This window comes from Wolbachia endosymbiont (group B) of Melanargia galathea (assembly GCF_964030625.1).
GTDB lineage: Bacteria > Pseudomonadota > Alphaproteobacteria > Rickettsiales > Anaplasmataceae > Wolbachia.
Window position 1 is genome coordinate 268676 of the sequence record NZ_OZ034910.1, and the last position, 22035, is coordinate 290710.

At 34.8% G+C, this 22035-nt stretch carries 12 protein-coding genes and 12 pseudogenes; 6 read left to right on the forward strand and 18 right to left on the reverse strand.

Annotated elements, in window-relative coordinates:
• Window positions 1-23: 23 nt before the first annotated feature.
• The 7 genes and pseudogenes from AAHF52_RS01185 to AAHF52_RS01215 form a co-directional block, all read right to left on the reverse strand.
• Window positions 24-1430, reverse strand: a complete 1407-nt coding sequence (locus AAHF52_RS01185) for a phage portal protein (protein WP_342068437.1) — start codon at window positions 1428-1430, stop codon at window positions 24-26.
• Window positions 1430-2461, reverse strand: coding sequence for a YhcG family protein (locus tag AAHF52_RS01190; RefSeq protein ID WP_214303338.1), 1032 nt, complete (start codon window positions 2459-2461; stop codon window positions 1430-1432). Before AAHF52_RS01190 ends, AAHF52_RS01185 begins: the two co-directional genes overlap by 1 nt.
• Window positions 2462-2487: 26 nt before the next feature.
• On the reverse strand, window positions 2488-2712 hold the full coding sequence (locus tag AAHF52_RS01195) for a gpW family protein (protein WP_264376401.1): 225 nt from the start codon (window positions 2710-2712) through the stop codon (window positions 2488-2490).
• Complete coding sequence (locus tag AAHF52_RS01200; RefSeq protein ID WP_264376957.1) at window positions 2705-4537, reverse strand: phage terminase large subunit family protein; 1833 nt, start codon at window positions 4535-4537, stop codon at window positions 2705-2707. Before AAHF52_RS01200 ends, AAHF52_RS01195 begins: the two co-directional genes overlap by 8 nt.
• Window positions 4534-4845 (reverse strand): hypothetical protein, encoded by a 312-nt coding sequence (locus tag AAHF52_RS01205; RefSeq protein ID WP_230609094.1) that lies wholly within the window; start codon window positions 4843-4845, stop codon window positions 4534-4536. Before AAHF52_RS01205 ends, AAHF52_RS01200 begins: the two co-directional genes overlap by 4 nt.
• Window positions 4846-4929: 84 nt before the next feature.
• Window positions 4930-5348 (reverse strand): annotated as a pseudogene (tnpA, locus tag AAHF52_RS01210) (IS200/IS605 family transposase).
• Between the two features lie 81 nt (window positions 5349-5429).
• Window positions 5430-5885: pseudogene (locus AAHF52_RS01215) on the reverse strand (ankyrin repeat domain-containing protein); the annotation flags it as partial.
• A 62-nt stretch (window positions 5886-5947) separates the two neighbouring features.
• On the opposite strand from AAHF52_RS01215, the pseudogene AAHF52_RS01220 reads away from it, so the two are divergent.
• Together AAHF52_RS01220 and AAHF52_RS01225 are read left to right on the forward strand one after the other, a co-directional pair.
• Window positions 5948-6776: pseudogene (locus AAHF52_RS01220) on the forward strand (IS630 family transposase).
• A 29-nt stretch (window positions 6777-6805) separates the two neighbouring features.
• A pseudogene (locus tag AAHF52_RS01225) lies at window positions 6806-7426 on the forward strand (IS4 family transposase); the annotation flags it as partial.
• A gap of 8 nt (window positions 7427-7434) precedes the next feature.
• On the opposite strand, the pseudogene AAHF52_RS01230 reads toward AAHF52_RS01225, so the two are convergent.
• From AAHF52_RS01230 to secA, 4 genes and pseudogenes are all read right to left on the reverse strand, one after another.
• Window positions 7435-7815: pseudogene (locus AAHF52_RS01230) on the reverse strand (transposase); the annotation flags it as partial.
• A gap of 135 nt (window positions 7816-7950) precedes the next feature.
• A complete protein-coding gene (locus AAHF52_RS01235; protein ID WP_230609092.1) occupies window positions 7951-8517 on the reverse strand; it encodes an IS4 family transposase in 567 nt (188 codons plus the stop codon).
• Between the two features lie 362 nt (window positions 8518-8879).
• A complete protein-coding gene (locus tag AAHF52_RS01240) occupies window positions 8880-9407 on the reverse strand; it encodes a transposase DNA-binding-containing protein (protein ID WP_264686237.1) in 528 nt (175 codons plus the stop codon).
• A gap of 220 nt (window positions 9408-9627) precedes the next feature.
• The gene (secA, locus tag AAHF52_RS01245; protein ID WP_264376958.1) at window positions 9628-12279 is read right to left on the reverse strand and encodes a preprotein translocase subunit SecA; all 2652 of its coding nucleotides are present in this window, start codon (window positions 12277-12279) and stop codon (window positions 9628-9630) included.
• A 225-nt stretch (window positions 12280-12504) separates the two neighbouring features.
• Here secA and AAHF52_RS01250 point away from each other — a divergent pair, with 225 nt between their 5' ends.
• Complete coding sequence (locus AAHF52_RS01250) at window positions 12505-12651, forward strand: hypothetical protein (protein ID WP_007302910.1); 147 nt, start codon at window positions 12505-12507, stop codon at window positions 12649-12651.
• A gap of 16 nt (window positions 12652-12667) precedes the next feature.
• Here AAHF52_RS01250 and tnpA (AAHF52_RS01255) read toward each other — a convergent pair.
• From tnpA (AAHF52_RS01255) to AAHF52_RS01285, 7 genes and pseudogenes are all read right to left on the reverse strand, one after another.
• Window positions 12668-13086 (reverse strand): annotated as a pseudogene (gene tnpA, locus AAHF52_RS01255) (IS200/IS605 family transposase).
• A 464-nt stretch (window positions 13087-13550) separates the two neighbouring features.
• Window positions 13551-13946: pseudogene (locus tag AAHF52_RS01260) on the reverse strand (integrase core domain-containing protein); the annotation flags it as partial.
• Between the two features lie 28 nt (window positions 13947-13974).
• Window positions 13975-15205: pseudogene (locus AAHF52_RS01265) on the reverse strand (IS256 family transposase).
• An 81-nt stretch (window positions 15206-15286) separates the two neighbouring features.
• Complete coding sequence (locus AAHF52_RS01270; RefSeq protein ID WP_007302946.1) at window positions 15287-16138, reverse strand: Bro-N domain-containing protein; 852 nt, start codon at window positions 16136-16138, stop codon at window positions 15287-15289.
• Between the two features lie 57 nt (window positions 16139-16195).
• Window positions 16196-17626: an AAA family ATPase gene (locus AAHF52_RS01275; protein WP_052264913.1), complete on the reverse strand. Its 1431-nt coding sequence runs from the start codon at window positions 17624-17626 to the stop codon at window positions 16196-16198.
• A gap of 493 nt (window positions 17627-18119) precedes the next feature.
• Window positions 18120-18921, reverse strand: a pseudogene (gene tnpC / locus AAHF52_RS01280) (IS66 family transposase); the annotation flags it as partial.
• 41 nt (window positions 18922-18962) lie between these two features.
• Window positions 18963-19791: pseudogene (locus tag AAHF52_RS01285) on the reverse strand (IS630 family transposase).
• Window positions 19792-19853: 62 nt separating this feature from the next.
• Here AAHF52_RS01285 and AAHF52_RS01290 point away from each other — a divergent pair.
• The 3 genes and pseudogenes from AAHF52_RS01290 to AAHF52_RS01300 all read left to right on the forward strand — a co-directional run.
• Window positions 19854-20309 (forward strand): annotated as a pseudogene (locus AAHF52_RS01290) (ankyrin repeat domain-containing protein); the annotation flags it as partial.
• Between the two features lie 81 nt (window positions 20310-20390).
• Window positions 20391-20809, forward strand: a pseudogene (gene tnpA, locus AAHF52_RS01295) (IS200/IS605 family transposase).
• A gap of 120 nt (window positions 20810-20929) precedes the next feature.
• Window positions 20930-22012 carry an ankyrin repeat domain-containing protein gene (locus AAHF52_RS01300; RefSeq protein WP_264336142.1) on the forward strand — a complete coding sequence of 361 codons (1083 nt, stop codon included), beginning with the start codon at window positions 20930-20932 and terminating at the stop codon, window positions 22010-22012.
• Window positions 22013-22035 lie beyond the last annotated feature (23 nt).

The window sequence follows — 22035 nt, forward strand, 5'->3', positions numbered from 1 at the left end:
CACCTTCCTCCCCTTATTGTATTTTATGGCACATTAACGTCACAATCGAAACAAAGTCCAAAAGAATTAGCTCGCTTTTGATCTTCTGCTATTTCTTGGTCAATTTCTTCAACATCGTAACCCATTTCTGATACTACTTCCGATCGACTCTTGAAGCCATTTCTTACCGCCATTTGCTGTGCTTGCTGGTCTTTCAGTGGATCTACCCAATCAAATCCCTGTGGTATCCATTTTACTTCTTCTTTCGCTGCTTTTACTACTTTTTCATCTATACTCAGTTCTCCACAAAGTACTGCTAACTCTAGCCATTTACTCCATACTGGTCTGCAAAATTGAAATACCATAATGTTATGTTGCAGCATAGCACATCGACGACGAAACTCTATTAATCCTGCTCGAATGGATGAATAATTAACACCTGTTAAATCTCCTGTTAGCTGCTCATATGTTATTCCTGTACCTATTGCTATTGCCCTCAGTTGCTGTCTCATGAATGCTTCATAACTTCCTCCAACATCTGATGGCTCTGAAAATTTTATGTCTTCTCCTGGGTCTAAAAGCTGCATTGTTCCTGGCTCTAAACCTGATAATGCTACTCCTTGCTCATTACTTTCACTTTCTCCTAAAATATTTGCTTCAGGATCAAGTCTTGTAATAAACCCTGCAAACATTGCTGCAGTTTTCTTTCTCACCAGCTCTGCATCATCATATTGATTAAGCTCATAAAGCTTTAGCAGTATACTCGAAAGCCAAGGCTCACCTCTGATTTGCCCAGGTCTTAGTGGTCTATAAATATGTAAAACATCATTTGCTGGTACTCTTACTGATTCTCCAAATGAGCCTTCGCCTGGATGTTCTCTAAATAAGTAATATGCTTCTCTTTGCCCAAGCTTGTTAAACTCAATCCCGTTTCTTATTACATTACCATTTCCTAAAGTTTGATTTGTTTTATTATCTAAATGTTCAGACTCAAGTACTTGCAGTTGTAATGGTACAGAAAATCTATCTTCCAGCTTTCTCGTTCTTAAACGTACAAAACATTCTCCTCCCTCTATCATACTTCTGCATACTAGAGCTTGTAATCCATAAAAATCACTTACTCCGTTACTGTCTGCTTCATCTGTCCATCTTAGCCATAATTCTTGCACCTTCTTTCGAAATTCTCCATCTCTTGCTTTTGATTGTGGTTTTATTCCTGTTCCAATAGAGTTACTTACTATCGTATCAATTATATTTGCAGCGTAAGGATTTTTTCTCACCATATCACGTGATCTACTACGTAAAGTTTCAAGGTTTTGAGACAGCAAATTGTTTATACTTCCTAACTCTGGTTGAAAGTGAAAAAATCTTCTTCCTGAACCTGATGCATCCCACGCTGAACTTTTGATTTTTGGCTTACTAAATAGTTGTTTGAATGATTTGAGTAGCATTACTTCTCCTTATCTGAAATTTTTGATAACTCAGCCTCTAGCTCTTCTACTGTTGGTAAAGCTGTCTTTATATTCTCTGGTAGACTTTCAGTTATTCGGTATTCTGCTAGTCCTATTGGTTTTGTCATATCTTTTAGAGTGTATTTTGCTAGTACATCATTTTTAGATTTACATAAAATCAACCCTACAGATGGTTGATCTGTCTCGTGTTTTAGCAAGTCATCTACTGCTGAAAGGTAGAAATTCATTTTACCGGCGTATTCTGGTTTAAACTTATTATCTTTCAATTCAATTACTATAAAACAACGTAATTTTAGATGGTAGAATAATAGATCGACAAAGAAGTCTTCATCACCAACATCTAAATGAAATTGCCTACCTACAAATGCAAATCCTTCCCCTAGCTCAAGCAAAAACTTCTCTACATGGCCTACAAGACCTTTTTCTACTTCTCTTTCATGAGCGTCATCTCCTATACTCAAAAAATCAAAAATATATGGATCTTTTAATGTATAATGTGCTAAATCTGACTGGGGAGAAGGTAACTTATCTTTGAAGTTAGTAACAGCTTTTCCTTGACGTTTGTGCAATTCACGTTCGATTTGCATCACCATTATACTACGTGACCAACCGTGCTCTATAGCTTTTTGAAAATAAAATAGTCTTTCTTTTGGATCTTTTACTTTATCTAAAATAACTACAATATGAAACCAAGGCAATTGTGCAGCAACCTGCTGCGTAAATTCAGTATCTTGATATTCTGCAGCAAATTGACGCATATAAGTAAGATTCCTAGCACTAAATCCCTTCATTTCTGGAAATGCGCTTCTCAAATCCTTACTTAGCTGATCTATGATTTTAGCACCCCAACCATGTTCTTTTTGGCGCCTTAAGATCTCTGTACCAATATAGTGATAAAGCACAATGAGTTTGCTATTTACTGCTAGTGCTGCTTTATAACGACTAGTAGCAATCTGTTCTTTGAGCTGCTCTAAAAATTCTGTATATTCTTTTGCTATAATTTTTGTCATACGGTTCCTTTTAACGATTTTTATCATTATATGATCCCTTTACTCGTTGAAAAAACAATCTTTCTCTTCGGCTTCATTCCAACAATCTTTAGTTCAGCCTTAATACGTTGTCTTAAGCTTAGTAAATCATTTATATCTACTTCTGCATATCTCACCACATGGTCACCATATGCAATTGATACCACTCGCTCTCCGTTTTGCAGCTTCTTTATCGCTTCTTCGACTTGAACTAAATACTCTTCGTTATACATTTTCCAGCCACTTACTCTGTCTTACTTTCTTAGGTTTTTTACTTTCTATTTTTCCACTTAAACTATTCCATTTACTCTCTGGCCAACGATCAATCCCAAGTGCTATTGATGCTGCTCTTGCGTAAATTCGGCAATCTAGTACTTCATTTCTTTCTCTTACCTTTTGCCACTCTTGTTTGGTATAACCTTTTACTACTTTGCTGACTAATTGCTCTGCCGTTAGCTGCTTAAAATATTCAGGTGCATACTCCGGAAAATGACAATATCCTGCTGGCACTTTTTCTTTTTCCCCGTTTTTTAAAACATTAAGTAGTTGAAAAAGCTCTGATTTTAATATCGATACTCCTACTGGCCAGAGCTTTATTCCTCTTTTTAGCTTTTGACCACCAACTGTTATATCAACTCTACTTGGGCTACTAAGTGGCACTAGTGCTTTATTTACACCTTTCACTGCCATTACTCTTCCAGATCCTTGATGACCTCTTACCCAGTTGTATACTTCCTGCGTTGCATACCCAGCATCAACCGCCATCATGCTTATCATATATTCAAGCCCATTTTCACCAATAAAATGATGATTTAAGAGCTCAGAGAGTTTTCCCCATACTTCCCCACCTCCTGTATCACCTTCAAATACTCGATAATCTATAGACCAACTTTCACGGCTTTTTCCCCATGCTACAACTTCTACTTCTAAACGATCTTTTTGGACATCTACTCCTGCAGTAATTACCACTTCTCTCCTTGGTACTGTGCCAATCTGAAAAAATTCTCTCCTGTTAAATAATTGCTTCCAGTCTGGTACTTCTCCTTTATCTACCCAGGTTTCTCCAAGCGTAGTATTTATCCAAACTTTCAGTAATTGTTCACTTTCTTTTGCATGAAGAAAATCCTCTACTGCTTGTTGCCAACTATACCACCCAACTGGACTATAAAGACTTGAAAGATGAAATCCTTTTTTCTCCCCTTCTTTTGCCTCTGTAGCTCTCCATTCTCCACGTTCTAGCATCTCTGTCTTTTGATGATTTTCTATTTTGCCGCTACATTCAGTGCAGACATAATGTGCTGTTCTTGAGTCGTTGTTTTCCCATTTTATTTGTGACCATTTTAGAACTTGATAGTAATTACAATACGGACAGGGAACAAAAAAATATCTCTTATCTGTTGCTTCAAATTCTTTCTCAATTCTGCTTATTCCATGAATCGTTGGCGTTGATACTAAAAAAATCTTTCGTCGTGCAAATGTATTAGTACGGGCTATGCTGAGTAAAACTGGATCTCCTTCACCTCCCGAATCTCCTGGATAGGCATCTATCTCATCAAGAAAGAGGTATTTTACTGGCATAGATCGGAGGCCTACACTGCTGTTTGCTCCAGTTATTACTACTATTCCACCTGGAAATTCCTTACTTTGTACAGTATTGCCTGAATCTCTTGATCTTGGGTCTTTTACTTTACTCTTTAAACATGGCGTACTCTCTATTAACGGCGCAAATCTTCCCTTTGACCAACGTTTTCCCATTTCAACTGTTGGCTGTACTACCAGCATTGGACCTGGTGTCTGATCTATGATATAGCCTATCCAATTGTTACCAGCTTCTGTTCCTCCAATCTGCGCTCCTTTCATGAATACTATTTTTTCAGTTGGTGAAGAAGGAGATAGTGAATCCATGATTTCTTTAAGGTATGGCGTTCTCTCTGTTCTCCATTTTCCTGGCTCTGATGCTGCAGTTGGTGCTAGAACTCGATACTCATTCGCCCACTCTGATACTTTAAGCTCTGGATCTGGTTTTAAACCTTCAGAAAATGATGTGGCGTATATCATATTGCTAGCTCTTCACCATCATTAGATGATACTTCAACATCACTTAAATTAGGACTACTTGTTTTCTCACTTTCGAGTTCAATAAACATTTTCTTTTCAAGCGCTTCTTCTATATACTTCTGAATTAAATTACTCATTACTATTGCAGCTATGAGTGCAACTATTCCCACCATTACTGCAGCTATAATGTTAGGGTAAATTCCCACTATCGCTATTGCACATACTGTTATAGAAAAACAGATGATATTGATATATTTCTTTATTTTTTTGTCTGCTATTTTCCTTTCTTCAAAATATTTATTGCTCAATAAATGAAACGTTGGAAAGTTGTCATTTTTTCCAATTCAACCACTATGGATTAAAATCCAAAGATTGAGAGAGAGCATAGAATGCTAACTTTCGACTTGAAAGTCACCAAATTTATCTTCTTTTTTAGAGTGATTTTCAATATAATTTTTTATCATTTCGTCAGTTACATTTCCGCTAGTCCTGACAAAGTAGCCTACTGCCCACAACCCAGTATCTCTTTTTTAGCTCTGGAAAGTTTTGCTGGATTTTTCTGGAACTTTTTCCTTTTATTAACTGCACTAACTTACTAATACTTAAGTATGGGGGTACAGAAACGTATACGTGTACATGACTTGACGCAACTCTACCTCTGATAATTTCTACTTGATTATTTGCACATACTTCTTGTACAACTTCTTTAGCTTTCTTTCCAATATCTCCAACTAGTACTGGATATCGATATTTTGTTATCCACACTATGTGATATATATACAGAGTGACTGCTTTTTCTATAATATTCCACATTCTTTCAGATTTTTCACCTTAAAATTATATTCTTAAAAGGATGGACTTCAAGTCCAGGGTTTTTCTCCCAAATTTGGGACAATAAAACTATATTTTCTTTGCTTAATAACTTTATCAGTTTTACGTTATTTGTTGTTATTGCGTACTGAAAAACATCTGTAGCATCTGCTCTTTTCTTTAGCAGTAATTTTACTATATTAAAATGTCTATTTATTGCTGCAAGATATATCGCTGATTCTCCTTTATTGTTTAAAATATCTACTTCAACTCCCTCTTCTAAAATCTCTTCTAGGAACTCCTCATATCCTTTTTTTGCAGCTAAATGAAGTAAACTGTTTTTATCTTCTCCATATTTACTACTCATTAAAATTTCCACTATATCTTGTTTATTCCTTTCTCTTGCATAACAAAATGGTGTTTTGCCTTTATCATCTCTAATCAAAGGATCTATATCTTCTCGCGTTAGTAAAACCTCTATTGTTTTAAGTCTTTCAGCATAATGTAATGGTGTTTTATTTTCATAATCTTGTAAGTTATAGCACTTCTCATAATAGTCCAAAAAAGGTAAGATATGGATTTATAGTAGTGATGGTAAGCATGCCAGCAGCATATAGTTATGACTTAAGGAAAAAGGTAATGGAAGCATTGGATGAAGGAGAGAGTGGAGAAACTGTTGCCAAGAGATTTAAGATTGGAAAAACAACTTTATATGAGTGGAAGAAAAGACGTGAGAAAACGGGAGATTTTCAATCAAAAAAGCTTGGAAGCGTGGCATAAAATTACCGACTGGAATGCATTTGCCGAATTTGCAAATGAGCAAGGTGGCAAAACTCAGTCAGAGATGCTGGGGCAATATTAGTAGACAAACAATTCATCGAGCACTTAAAAATATAGGATTCACAAGAAAAAAAAGACCTACGGATATAAAGAAAGAAATGAAGAAAAGCGAGCTCAATTTTCAAAGGTTATAGCAACAAAAGAACCTAAAGAATTAGTGTATATAGATGAGTCTGGCATTGATAACACTGAACCTATGGGTATTGCCAGAAAGGACAGCGGTTTTATGCCCTAAAATCTGGAAAGAAAACTCAACGAATTAGCATGGTTGCAGCCTTAAGTGGAAGAAAAATAATTGCTCCGTTAACCTTTAAAGGCCACTGCAATATGGATATCTTTAATAAATGGTTTGAGCAGTTTCTGACACCGATTTTGGAACCTGGACAAACTGTTATCCTTGATAATGCTACTTTTCATAAGTCTAATAAGATTTGCTAAAGGAGTTGGTGCAGAAATTTTATATCTTCCTCCATATTCTCCAGATTTCAACAAAATTGAGCATTATTGGTTTGCTATAAAAAACAGAGCCAGGAAAAACATTCCTCTATTCGAATCCTTTCGTCGTGCTGTTGATTCTGCCTTCCTATGACCTGTTCGGACTATTATGAGAAATGCTATAGATTTGGAAAATTTACTATGAACCCAGATAGAGGCAATATAAGATTAAGACATAAAGAAGAGCTACCTGACCTACCGCTCTATGTAGTTCAAGTTATTGAGAAAAATCCTCCTCCTGAATCAACACCACTAGAGTGGATGCTTTTAACGAATCTTTCAGTTAATACTTTTGATGAAGCTATTGAAAAAGTTAATTGGTATTGTCTTAGGTGGAAAATAGAAGTCTTACATAAAATTTTAAAATCTGGCCTTAAAGTTGAAGAATGTAGACTGGTAACAGCAGAAAGATTAATGCGATATCTAACAGTCATGAGTATTATTGCTTGGAGAATTTTCTTTATTACAACAATTGCAAGAACTGATTCAACACTACCATGTACTACATTATTAGCTGAAGAAGAATGGAAAGTTTTATACGTCAAAATACATAAAGTAAAGTCATACCCAAATATAACCCCTACTATAAAAGAAGCTGTTTCATGGATCGCCCAACTTGGAGGTCATTTAGCCAGGAAAAATGATCCAGAACCAGGTCCCATTACTCTTTGGAAAGGGTGGAGACGTCTTTTTGATTTAGCAGAAGGATGGAGACTTGCTACTGAACTTTATATTTGTGGGTAATAGTAAGCCCTATACCCCATGCCACTAGCGTATGTGCTTAAAACCTTTGCTTCAAGTTCCGGATGTAAGCTTGTTTGCCTTTTTTTCACTATTTGTGGTTCAAAACTTCCTTCTCTGTCTTTTGGTGTCAATAGTTCAAATGAACCTGCGCTTGTCTTCAAAGTCTTGCCATTCCTCCCGTTTCTACGATTGTTTTCTTCACTTCCAGCAGATAAATGATGTTCTATTTCACCCTCTAGACTAGCTTCAAGCAGCCTTTTTATAAATGGCGTTAATGCTCCCTCCTTTCCTGTCAACGGTCTTCCTTCTCGTATAGACGACAGGATATTTGTTTCCAACTCTTTATAATCTACCAATCCGTTAGTTCTGTTTACTATTTTCTGACTCATTTTCAAACCTCCATTTTTTTATATCAATTTATTACTTTTTTTCGATTTGACACACTTTTTTGAACATTACCTTGAAAATATTGGGTGTAAAATTTTGTTCTTACCTCCATACTCGCCAGATTTAAATCCTCACTTTTACCCACAATTTTGAGAGGTCATGATGTGAAGCATAACTATGCTCTCCTTAAGATTTTCATAGCCCCGCCATAGAGTCATAGCCCCTGGTAAATTATCACTTTTTCTATTCATAAATCCACCTAATTTTCCTAACCAAATAATAGCTTGTTTTATGTTTGGAGGTTCTTCTGGCAATATAGCTACTTTATGCTCACGTATGAAAAGGGCCTTCCACTCTTCATTGCTTAAAATTTTAGTACAGGTTTCCATGGGATTTGATAAAGCGACTTTTGTTAAATATAAAATTTTAAATGCAATAATGCTCTTTATAGCAATTAATTTCTGTAGCCTTTCCTTTGTAGTTAAACGAGAGCTTTCTATTTTACATCCTGATTTTAAAACCGTGAAATACTCCTCAATTTTCCATCTTAGCTTATACCAATTTATCCTTTCTATAGCATCTAAAGTGCTATTAACTGGTACATTAGTCAGCAAAGTCCAATCAATAGCTTCCAATCCTTCAGGAGGATTTGTTTCTTTTGCACTTACCACATATACAGGTATTTTATCACTTATTTTATGCACTGTGTCTTTTTATCCATAAATTGAAGAAGATCTGATAGGTATATAGCCTTTCATATACTTAACTTCAATATTAGTTTTCCTTGATCTTTGGTTTCTACCTTTATTAACTTCTAGAGAAATTTTCTTCTTTACTGGCAGTTGAGTGATGCGTGTTTGCAAATCTGTTTTTCCAATTTCAGTACAGATAAATCTTCTATTAGTTCGATTACGGATTACATAAAAACTACCTAATGTCTCAGTGATCCATAAAAATTTGAAGATATCTGCCTCTCTATCACCAAGGGTAACAAGTTATACATTTGCAGGAAGGTTGTTTATGCTTTCTTTGAGAGCTGTTATCCACTTATAACTTTCTTTTTCTTCTATGGAGGTACGGTATTTCCTGTTTGCTTTTTCTTGTGCCGTTTCTTTTTCCCTAATAGAACGTGCCCAACATTGTTGAGAGATAGACCTAAAGGTAATCCGTCTTTGCTGACTATTAAGACACTGTGCAACAGTAAACCCATTTTATGCTTCGTATAAGCTTTAGAAATACTACCTAGCCTCTTGGTTTTTATATGAGAGTCAAAATCCAAATAACTTGTATCTTGAACTGACAAAACAAACTGATTTCCTTTCATTCTCTCCATAGTTTCTTTGTAATGGGAAGAATAAATTTCCTTATCCTTAAGCTTTTCATTGCTAAATAATCTGTATGCACCCTTAGCTTCTTTCCATCCACTACAGCTTTGATTAATTGATCCAGACACCTTACCCTCTATACAATAGCCTGTTTTAATAAGTCTCTTATTAAGTCTTGTATCTCCTAAATTAACGTGTTTTAACTCTCTTTCCAGCCATTTATCCCCTAAGCCATCAGTATATTGCACATTTGTACTTACTTCACTCATTTTAATCCCAAATTTATTTGGTATCCATTTTACTCACTTTTTTATTTGTGGGTAAAAGTGAGATTTGAATCCGATTGAGAAGTTCTGATCAAGCACGCCATAAGAAAGTCTCTACAAACCTTTTGGCCCAATATTAATTCGGCTATTGATTTTGTCTTTCAGAGTGCTCGAGCAGATCTGACTTCGGTTAGCTATAGCAGCTATAATGTGCTTGCAACAACTAATTCACTACGGCAACTGCACCGTGACAGTGTTTGTATTTTTTTCCAGAGTTACAAGGGCACTTGTCATTTCTTGAAACTTTTGGAAGTCTGCTATTTTTAGTAGAGCGTGACCTATTGCCTATTTCTTGATTGTCTAGCAACTTAAAGTGCGCTAGGCGGTGAATGGTAAGCTCCCTCCACTTTTCAAGCATCGACTCAAACATTAAGAAAGCTTCGCGTTTAAATTCATTCAGTGGGTCTTTTTGCCCCATGGCACGCAAATTTATGCTTTGTCTTAGGCTCTCTAAGACCGAAAGGTGCTCCCTCCATAAATGATCAAGTGTCATGATCATCACTTGTTTCACTATCGTATTCCACAAATCTGTAGTTTGTTGACTATTGAAATATTTTTCTTTCTCAGTAAAAAATTCTTGTATTTTGTCATTTATATAATCCAAGGCTTCTTGTTTATTCAAAAACTCTGCTAGATTAAGCGTTATCCCGTATCTTATGTGGAATTCTTTTGCAATATCTTCAACATAATCTTCGTAATAACCACTTTGTACTATACCTTCTATTATATCCTCATTTACTTCACTATATACTTCAACTAAATCATTGATTTCATTGTTTAAAATATGATTTCTCTGCTTAAAAATAACCTTACGTTGATTGTTAATTACATCATCAAACTTTAGCAAAGACTTCCGCACATCATAATTTCTAACTTCAACTTTCTTCTGTGCTTTCTCAAGTGCTTTATTAATCCATGGGTGATGAATAGCTTCATTGTTCTTTAGTCCCACTTTTTGTAAAAAATTCCTCATTCTATCAGAGCCAAATATTCTCATTAAATCATCTTCAAGTGATAGAAAGAACTTAGAAAGTCCAGGGTCACCCTGACGACCAGAACGGCCACGCAGTTGATCATCTATTCTCCTGCTTTCATGCCTTTCGGTTCCGATAACACATAAGCCACCAGCTTTTATAGCAATTTCCTTATCTTTTTTTACTCTTTCGACTATTTCTTGATATTTTTTTTCTCTTTCATCAGCATTTTTTATTTTCTCGAGCTCTATTTTTGCAATCATTTCAACATTTCCACCAAGCTGAATATCAGTTCCACGTCCTGCCATGTTTGTTGCTATAGTAATGCTGCCTGGTATTCCAGCTTGCGCTATTATGTACGCTTCTTGTTCATGATAACGAGCATTTAGTACTGAATGCTTAAGAGAATAGCTTTGCAAAAGCGCAGAAAGTTTTTCAGAGTTTTCAATACTTACCGTACCAACAAGGACTGGTTGTAGGCGTTTGTGGCATTCTTCTATGAACTTCAATACAGCACTAAATTTTTCTTTTTCTGTGCCATAAATTTCATCGTCAACATCTATTCTTTTAACAGACACATTAGTTGGAATTTTTACTACATTTAATCTATATATATCATGAAACTCCTCTGCCTCTGTTACTGCTGTTCCTGTCATACCAGAAAGTTTGTTGTACATACGAAAGTAGTTCTGAAATGTGACTGATGCTAAAGTTTGACTTTCATGCTGAATTTCAAGATTCTCCTTTGCCTCCAATGCCTGGTGAAGACCATCAGAATATCTCCTACCTTCCATCATGCGCCCAGTAAACTCATCAATAATTACCACCTTACCGTTTTTCACTATATAATCTTTATCAGCAGTAAACAGCTTATGTGCACGAAGTGCTTGATCTATATAATGAGTCAGTATAATATTGCTAGTATCATAGAGCGAGGAATTTTCAGGAATGATGTTATACGATTTTAGTAATTCCTCCACTCGTGAAATGCCATTTTCAGTGAGGAACACTGCTCTACTCTTTTCATCGACTTCATAGTCAGAATCAACTAATTTGATTACTATTTTATTGATATGCTTATATATCTGATTATTTTCCTCAAGTGGGCCAGAAATAATGAGCGGAGTACGCGCTTCATCAATCAGTATAGAGTCTACTTCGTCTACTATCGCGTAATTGAAGCCTCTCTGAACCATATCTTCTTGAGAAAATTTCATATTATCTCGTAGATAATCAAAGGCAAGTTCATTATTTGTTGAGTATACGATATCTGCGCTATAAGCCTTTTTTCTCTCGTCGTCTGTCAAATTATTTGTAATAAATGCAACAGAAACTCCAAGAGAATTATATAATTTACTCATCCACTCTGTATCTCGTTTTGCAAGATAGTCGTTAACAGTTACGATGTGCACACCTTTTCCTTCTAAAGAATTTAGATATGCAGCTAAAGTTGCGACGAGTGTCTTTCCTTCTCCTGTTTTCATTTCTGATATCATGCCATTATGGAGAACCATGCCACCAATTAGCTGAACGTCGAAATGCCTCATGTTAAGGAATCTTCGTGATGCTTCTCGTACAACCGCAAATGCAGGTACGAGAAGGTCATTTAGTGTTTTTCCATTTTTCAGTTCTTGTTTTAATTCCGCAGTTTTACTAGCAAGATCCTCATCAGATAAGCTCTGCATTTCTTGCTCTAGCGCATTAATCTGCTGAGCAATTTTTCTGAAGGATTTTATTATCTTCTTGTTCGTTGATCCAAATATCCTTTTTATAAAAAAAAGTGACAACGTAAAGATGAAGAATATAAGAATAGTTGTTAAAACTAACGTAGAGTCTGGCATAAACTTAGGTAAAGTTTTATTTAATATGAGATTATATTACTAAACGTAACCTGCGGCAATTAGATTCAGAAAATCTTTATTTACAAACTAAGGAAAAGATTCTTGCAGATGAAATGTAAAAGAGTCTATTTATTTTATTAAATATTATAATTAATAATTAAACTTTCTTGATAAATTATTAAAATAGTCTTAAGCTACATGTATAAAACGGTTAGTGGAGTTACAATGTTAAGCAATATTATAAAAGTAAAATTAGAGAAAAATAGTTGTCCTTTTGAAGAATTAGAAGAATTTTTTGCTTCATTAAAATTTGGTACAAAAGGGTTTAAAGATTCTTCATTCAACCACTATGGATTAAAATCCAAAGATTGAGAGAGAGCATAGAATGCTAACTTTCGACTTGAAAGTCACCAAATTTATCTTCTTTTTTAGAGTGATTTTCAATATAATTTTTTATCATTTCGTCAGTTACATTTCCGCTAGTCCTGACAAAGTAGCCTACTGCCCACAACCCAGTATCTCTTTTTTAGCTCTGGAAAGTTTTGCTGGATTTTTCTGGAACTTTTTCCTTTTATTAACTGCACTAACTTACTAATACTTAAGTATGGGGGTACAGAAACGTATACGTGTACATGACTTGACGCAACTCTACCTCTGATAATTTCTACTTGATTATTTGCACATACTTCTTGTACAACTTCTTTAGCTTTCTTTCCAATATCTCCAACTAGTACTGGATATCGATATTTTGTTATCCACACTATGTGATATATATACAGAGTGACTGCTTTTTCTATAATATTCCACATTCTTTCAGATTTTTCACCTTAAAATTATATTCTTAAAAGGATGGACTTCAAGTCCAGGGTTTTTCTCCCAAATTTGGGACAATAAAATTAGTTTGCCAAGGATGGGGTGTGCCGTAGAGACACAAAGAAAGATCAGAAATGAGCAAACTAAGTGCTTAAGCTGCACAATAGATGAGGGAAAGGTCCCTCACAGTCGGCTTGCAAGAGCAGGCTTTAAACAACCATAAGCTGCTTTGATAAAGAGTCAAGGTAGTGAGAGTTATGGATAAAGGCACAAATACGTGTCATGTACGAAATAGAGAGGCGAATGAAAATGAACCACTGATGAAGTGTCGAAAGGGCTGAAACGACGTCAAAACCAGGAGCTCCCATCTCTCCTGGGATAGATCTACAAAGAACTTGCTTACTGGGTAGGTGGCGTGAAACTATGTAATAGTTTAGACTTAATCTGACAGGCATAAATTAACTGACAGAAGAATCGACGAAGTCAAAACCGATATCAGAATCTGTTTTAATGTTATCAATATTTTTTTGGTAAGCAATATGCACACTATCAAAAAAGGTCTGCATAGGAGTCTTACCATAGCAATATTTACCGGAATGAGGTCTAGCTCTATTGTAAGAATGCAACCAATGATCGATATCTAACTGGAGTTCTTCCAAAGTACTATAAATCTTTTTCCTAAAAATAATATTATAACATTCATCTTGCATAGTTCTATGAAGCCTTTCACATATACCATTAGTCTGTGGAGAGTAAGCTTTGGTTCTAGAATGATCAATATTTTCTACTCCCAAATATAACTGGTACGCATGATTTCCTGGCTTGCCACAATACTCTGTACCACGATCGGGAATGTTCAAAAAAGTGTGTCAAGCCGCATTTTTAGTTCAACTCAATTTTCAATCTGTTGGGAAAGAAGATGTCAAGTTGAGACATAGTTAAAGCCCAATTAGGGAGAGCCATAATCCACTTTTGCTCCACTTTTTTTATAGCACAATATACCAACTTATACAAGGCATTTGTACTGGTAAATGAGCCCTTGGTTTTAATGAATTTCCTGATTCATCTATGCAACCCCTCAATTGGATTGGTGGTATAAATTAGCCTTCTAACAGGGCCAGAATACTTAAAATAACCAGACAAATTTTCCCAATTGTTTTGCCACGATTTTATGACCAAAGGATATTTTTCACCCCATTTTTCTTCCAGCTCAAGCAAATAATTTTCAGCGATTTCTTTACTTGAAGCACGATATATTTTTTTCAAATCATTCATGAAAATTTTCACATCTTTGCTGGATACATATTTCAATGAATTTCTTATCTGATGCACTATACATATTTGTACTTCTGCTTTGGGAAATACACTATTTATAGCCGCAGGAAAACTTTTTAGACCATCAACACATGCAATCAGAATATCCTCTACCCCTCTCTCTTTTAGGTCATTTAACACTCCTAACCAGAACTTCACTTTCGGCTAAATAAAAGCCTAGTACTTCTTTTCTGCCATTTTGATCTATGCCTAATATATTATACATGCATTTACTTACGCAATGCCCGTCCTCCTTGACTTTGAAAAACATGCCATCCATGAATACTATTGGATATACAGATTGCAGTGGACGACTGCGCCATTCATTGATTAACGGCAGTAATTTGTCGGTGATATTGGATATTTCTGCTGCAGATATTTTGTGGTCATAAATTTCCTCAACGTGTGACGCTATATCTCTATAGCTCATACCACTGGCAAATGTGCTCAAAATCTTCGTTTCAAGCTCTGGATGTAAGCTTGTTTGCCTTTTTTTCACTATTTGTGGTTCAAAACTTCCTTCTCTGTCTCTTGGTGTCAATAGTTCAAATGAACCTGCGCTTGTCTTCAAAGTCTTGCCATTCCTCCCGTTTCTACGATTGTTTTCTTCACTTCCAGCAGATAAATGATGTTCTATTTCACCCTCTAGACTAGCTTCAAGCAGCCTTTTTATAAATGGCGTTAATGCTCCCTCCTTTCCTGTCAACGGTCTTCCTTCTCGTATAGACGACAGGATATTTGTTTCCAACTCTTTATAATCTACCAATCCGTTAGTTCTGTTTACTATTTTCTGACTCATTTTCAAACCTCCATTTTTTTATATCAATTTATTACTTTTTTTCGATTTGACACACTTTTTTGAACATTCCCAGTGAGAACTTTAATCTTTAATCCTCTTTAAAAAGTTATCTGAAGAAACGACTTTCACACCTCTAGCTTTTTCAAATGCCTCTCTTGCTGTGCCTGCGTTCTTACCTCCTTCCTTTGCCGCTTCTAAATTTTTATTATAGCCCTGTGCATCTTTATCTTTTATTTCATCAATGGTAGCCTGTTCTCCTAGCATGTTAAAAATTAATTCAATTGGTGTCATATGGTCTCTTAGTGGTTGTTTCCTCAAGCCTTTTATTTCCTTATGATGCTTTGTTTTTACTCCAAACGTTCCCTCAGAAATTACGTCTGTCAATATTGCGTATTCCCTACCTTCAATATACTTATTATTGTGGTCAGATATATTTCTGTTACCCCATTCTTTTGTTAGTTGATTTCTGACAGCTATCGATTCTATTCTCTTTTGTATCCATTCCTGAGGGTACCCTTTTGCAGCATAATCGGCATAGATTCGTTTGAGTGCAAGCTCAGGATTTTCATATTCTTGTAGCCTTTCATACCCGACTTTTGCAAGCCAACGTTTAAATTGTTCAACTCTTTTGGAAGGAATAGACTGCAAAATACGAAACAACCCCTCAACATTTGTACAATTAACATTCTGTTTACCACCTTTTGTTTTAATTTCAAGGGGGGTGACAAATTGTCCCCATCCTTCAGAAAGCCCTATATCTCTGCTTTTTATCTTTTTTAGATAGTCAGATGGGTTCTTACTACCTGTCAGAAAAGCTATTACTTCTGTTATTACGTACCACCATTCTCCATCGTGTAATACTCTAGTAAAATTGCTATTATCAAAAGCAGTAGTTTCAATATCTCCCTCTTTTAAAGTTAAAGTATCAGTCATAAGCAACCTCTATAAGTTAAGAATAAACATAAAAACTAAAAAGACACTATTTTAAAGTCAGAAAAACCATGACTTACAATTTAATAATTTTCCAAAATCAATTATGTGTGAAAAGTAACCACTATCTATAACATCATCACTTACATCATTAACGTGGATAAGGACTGGACGACATGAAAAGCCTTTTGGACGATTTAGTGCATCTATTTTCTTTTGTACCTCTTGTATTATTGAATGACCAATTTTATCTTTTGAAAATTTGATTTCGCAAATGTAGAGAGTGTTAAACTTCGTTTGAATCATATAATCAATTTGACAACCTGCACTATTACGTGTTCTTTTCTGAAAAAATGGATTCTCGCTTATTATTCTATCAATTCCTAAGATATTATGTATACTCTTTCTATTGTTCAGCACCAAATTTTCAAATTGAAGCCCAATAATTGTATACCACTCTGGTAAGAACCCTATAGAATAGGTGTCACGACTAATTTTTCCTAGATCTTTTTCGATATATTTTAGATAAAACCTTAAATAATTATCTTGAAGTCTGTACCTCCTGAGTCGTGAATCAGTACCAGTTTTTATACTCCAAGTATGATCCTTTGCAATAAAACCAGCAAGCTCAAGTTCATATAGATACTCAGAAATGCGTCCATGTCTTACGATATTTAAAGTAGCACAAATTTCTTCTTGTTCTTTAGCTCCAGTAGAAAGAGCTCTGACTATTTGCTTATAAAAAGCCGTTTTTCGCATGAATAAATCTGAGAATATTTGATTAAATTCTTCAACTAAAAACCCACCTTTTGTAAAACAAAGCCTTTTAATATTTTCTTCAGCGCTATGTTTAAAATTTACCTCCTCTAAATACTTTGGAATTCCGCCAGTTACTGCAAGCACCTTAAATTTTTCATATGCTGAAATATTTTTCGGCCAAAATTCATTGCAATCAGAAAGTGATAATTCTCCGAGTGTTAAAGTTAACGATATTCTCCCTACGAAACCAGTGCTGCTAAGTATATTTTTCTCGATCCAGGATGAAGCTGATCCACAAACAACGAAAATTAACTTGTTATTATTTTTTAGCTGCGTATCCCAAAAATTTTTTATTTTGCCTAAAAAGGTTGGATCTTTTGAGCCCATCCAAGAAATTTCATCAAACAGCAATAATGTTTTTCCTGATAGTAGACGTTCACCAACTGCCCATAGTAAATCGCTCCAGTCATCATACCTAGCAAAAGATGTATTAAATTGTCTAGCAACTTGTCTAGAAAATTCATTAAGTTGGTAGGACATTGTAGTATGCTTTTCTGGTGGCAAACCTATAAAGGAGTAATATTGCTCGAAGTATTTACCAAACTCTTGAATTAAACGACTTTTTCCTATACGACGCCTTCCTTTGACTACTACAAAAGATGCAGTATTTTTTTCTGTAAGCTCCAGTAGTTGTTTTAACTCAGTTTTTCTACCAATAAATAATGGAGACATAAAACACAAAATATAAATCTTTGTCTCCATTATACGAGATAAAATTAGAGACGTAAATAAATAAATTTAGATCTTTGTCTCCATCTTGAATTATTGAGAGGGTTTTGTAGCTTATGTTTATGGCAAAACTTTTTTCCTTTAGCTTCATCTACAAATTATTTATACAGATTACCTAAAAACTCAACTTAAGAATTTTAGATAAAAGTCGTTATATTTCAATAAGACCTCCAAAACCAGCTCTTGTTTCACCGAAATTACAAAAACTGTTCACTTTTTTGAAAAAATATTTTACAAGGAATAAAAAACATAATAAAATTGAACAGGGCTCTTTCTAGTAAGTGAAAGTTTAAGGTAAAAGATAATTTAGAAGTACCTCATAATCGAGTTTTAAGCTACCCTATGTGAGTAACTTGGGTCTTGGTGGTATAGTTGTACCCTGAGGTTGTAGAATCGCTTTAAAACCCAATTACGGGTATCCGTTCAGAGGTGCGGCTTAAGAGACAATAGATAAAAGGTTTTGAAATGGATTTAACTTTTTTTTGTCTCCAAGTGAGATACAGAGAAATTATCCGCTCAAGGAATCTATTCCCTCGCTCTGACTGTGCAAAATATGAATTCTTACGATAGACAACATAACGCCGTATTTGTCGTTCAACATGATTATTCGTTAATGGAATATTCTTTGGGTCATCCAAAAATGTCCACATCATTGGCTCGGATTTTATAATACCCTTTACCGTTCGTGAAGCTCCTTTTGCTTCAAGTATATAAGATATTTTTATCATGCAGTACTGCATAAATCTTCGCAACTCTTTAGATTGCTTAGTGAACTTTGAAATACTAATTTCATTTTCTGACAAAGCATTTTTTAATGCAAATAATCCATTAGCTGCATCTTTTAAACAATTGCCAAGTCTCATTACTTCACTATTCCAGCTATGAGATAACCTCTCGAAATTTCTCAACAAGTGAGCCCAACAAATTTGTCGTTTTTCATCACTGAAGTAGTTGTAAACTGCATATCTGTCGGTAATTACACGATTTTTGTAATCACAAAATGCACTATTCTTTAAAAACCTCATTCCTCTTGTATCTGCTAACTTCATAAGACTTGCGTTATTGTTGGCAAACATCCAGCACCATCCCAACTTGCCTTTGTTGTAGTGACTGATTTCATCAATATGCAAAATTTCGCTTGCTTTCATTTCTTCCTCTATTTGTTCATAGACTTCTTTACATTTTGATGAGACCCTTGCTTCGCTGTTGGACACACTACCAACACTTATACTCATGTTAATGCTGGGGTTATAACATTTCTCATAATAGTCCGAACAGGTCATAGGAAGGCAGAATCAACAGCACGACGAAAGGATTCGAATAGAGGAATGTTTTTCCTGGCTCTGTTTTTTATAGCAAACCAATAATGCTCAATTTTGTTGAAATCTGGAGAATATGGAGGAAGATATAAAATTTCTGCACCAACTCCTTTAGCAAATCTTATTAGACTTATGAAAAGTAGCATTATCAAGGATAACAGTTTGTCCAGGTTCCAAAATCGGTGTCAGAAACTGCTCAAACCATTTATTAAAGATATCCATATTGCAGTGGCCTTTAAAGGTTAACGGAGCAATTATTTTTCTTCCACTTAAGGCTGCAACCATGCTAATTCGTTGAGTTTTCTTTCCAGATTTTAGGGCATAAAACCGCTGTCCTTTCTGGCAATACCCATAGGTTCAGTGTTATCAATGCCAGACTCATCTATATACACTAATTCTTTAGGTTCTTTTGTTGCTATAACCTTTGAAAATTGAGCTCGCTTTTCTTCATTTCTTTCTTTATATCCGTAGGTCTTTTTTTTCTTGTGAATCCTATATTTTTAAGTGCTCGATGAATTGTTTGTCTACTAATATTGCCCCAGCATCTCTGACTGAGTTTTGCCACCTTGCTCATTTGCAAATTCGGCAAATGCATTCCAGTCGGTAATTTTATGCCACGCTTCCAAGCTTTTTTGATTGAAAATCTCCCGTTTTCTCACGTCTTTTCTTCCACTCATATAAAGTTGTTTTTCCAATCTTAAATCTCTTGGCAACAGTTTCTCCACTCTCTCCTTCATCCAATGCTTCCATTACCTTTTTCCTTAAGTCATAACTATATGCTGCTGGCATGCTTACCATCACTACTATAAATCCATATCTTACCTTTTTTGGACTATTATGAGAAGTGCTATAACTTACAAGATTATGAAAATAAAACACCATTACATTATGCTGAAAGACTTAAAACAATAGAGGTTTTACTAACGCGAGAAGATATAGATCCTTTGATTAGAGATGATAAAGGCAAAACACCATTTTGTTATGCAAGAGAAAGGAATAAACAAGATATAGTGGAAATTTTAATGAGTAGTAAATATGGAGAAGATAAAAACAGTTTACTTCATTTAGCTGCAAAAAAAGGATATGAGGAGTTCCTAGAAGAGATTTTAGAAGAGGGAGTTGAAGTAGATATTTTAAACAATAAAGGAGAATCAGCGATATATCTTGCAGCAATAAATAGACATTTTAATATAGTAAAATTACTGCTAAAGAAAAGAGCAGATGCTACAGATGTTTTTCAGTACGCAATAACAACAAATAACGTAAAACTGATAAAGTTATTAAGCAAAGAAAATATAGTTTTATTGTCCCAAATTTGGGAGAAAAACCCTGGACTTGAAGTCCATCCTTTTAAGAATATAATTTTAAGGTGAAAAATCTGAAAGAATGTGGAATATTATAGAAAAAGCAGTCACTCTGTATATATATCACATAGTGTGGATAACAAAATATCGATATCCAGTACTAGTTGGAGATATTGGAAAGAAAGCTAAAGAAGTTGTACAAGAAGTATGTGCAAATAATCAAGTAGAAATTATCAGAGGTAGAGTTGCGTCAAGTCATGTACACGTATACGTTTCTGTACCCCCATACTTAAGTATTAGTAAGTTAGTGCAGTTAATAAAAGGAAAAAGTTCCAGAAAAATCCAGCAAAACTTTCCAGAGCTAAAAAAGAGATACTGGGTTGTGGGCAGTAGGCTACTTTGTCAGGACTAGCGGAAATGTAACTGACGAAATGATAAAAAATTATATTGAAAATCACTCTAAAAAAGAAGATAAATTTGGTGACTTTCAAGTCGAAAGTTAGCATTCTATGCTCTCTCTCAATCTTTGGATTTTAATCCATAGTGGTTGAATTGATATTCTAAAATACCAAAAGCAAAGTCCTTTCATACTTAGAAGTCCTTTTATTGAAAAAATGATAAGTATGAAAGATAAAAGAAATCTATTAGATGAAGTGTTAACGGAGTTCAACAACTTGATTAGCTCAGGTGAGTTGTATGAAAGCAATCATATAGGTTTTTATAAAAATCTTATACAATTATCTGTTGGGTATGCCTATCTTGGAAAAAAAGGGGCATCACAAGAACTTAAAAACATGCAAGAGTTACAGGAGAGAAGAATAGGGTTAAATCATCTTGGTACTACACAAAAAATGTCTACTGAAAGTGAAAGAAAAAAATGTTTAGAAAAGGAAATAGAGAAAAAATCATTTCTTCCACAATCCAAAGTAATTGATTTTGCTGTTGGTAATACTTTATATGAAGATAGTGTAAATCTATATTGTAGAAACAGTATAAGCTTTTTACACTATGTTGTCACTGCTAGCTCAGATATTATTGAATACCTTACAGATAAATGGGCTAATATGAATCTAAAATTCAGTAGTCTCTTAAATATTATTCCTAGCCTTTTAGAGCGAGGAGCTTGCATAAATCTACAAGATAAGCGTGGTAGGGGGGTTCTGCACTATGCTGTTATTGCTGGTCACCTAAATATTGTTAAATACTTTGTAGAAAAAGGAGCTAATGTAAATCTACAGGATAGAAATGGTGTTAGTCCTCTACAATACGCTGTTATCGCTGGTCGCTTAGATATTATTGAATACCTTTTAGAGCAAGGGGCTACTATGAATCTAGAATACAAAGATCTTTTGCGTTATTGTATTGCTATTCATGACCAAAATGTTAAAGCGCAATCAATTATGTCCTCAGGCCCTTGTTCTTCAGACTTAAAAGTGCAATCACATAGAAAACAACAGAAGACAACTATACATTTAGGTAAGTCTAAGAAAAGAAGATTAGAAAATACAAGTGCAATATCTAAGGAAAATACGCCGAATATACAACTGCTTCAAGATAACGTATCAGACACATCAATGCAATTTGAAGATCTTGATCATAGAATGCAAGGTGACATTTGTAATAAGTTAGAGGAAAAAGTTAATAGTCAATTGGAAAATAGTGACTCACAGCAGTTAGTTGACAATAGGTACTGGTGCATGCAATAAAATGAAGGAGCATAAGTGATAAG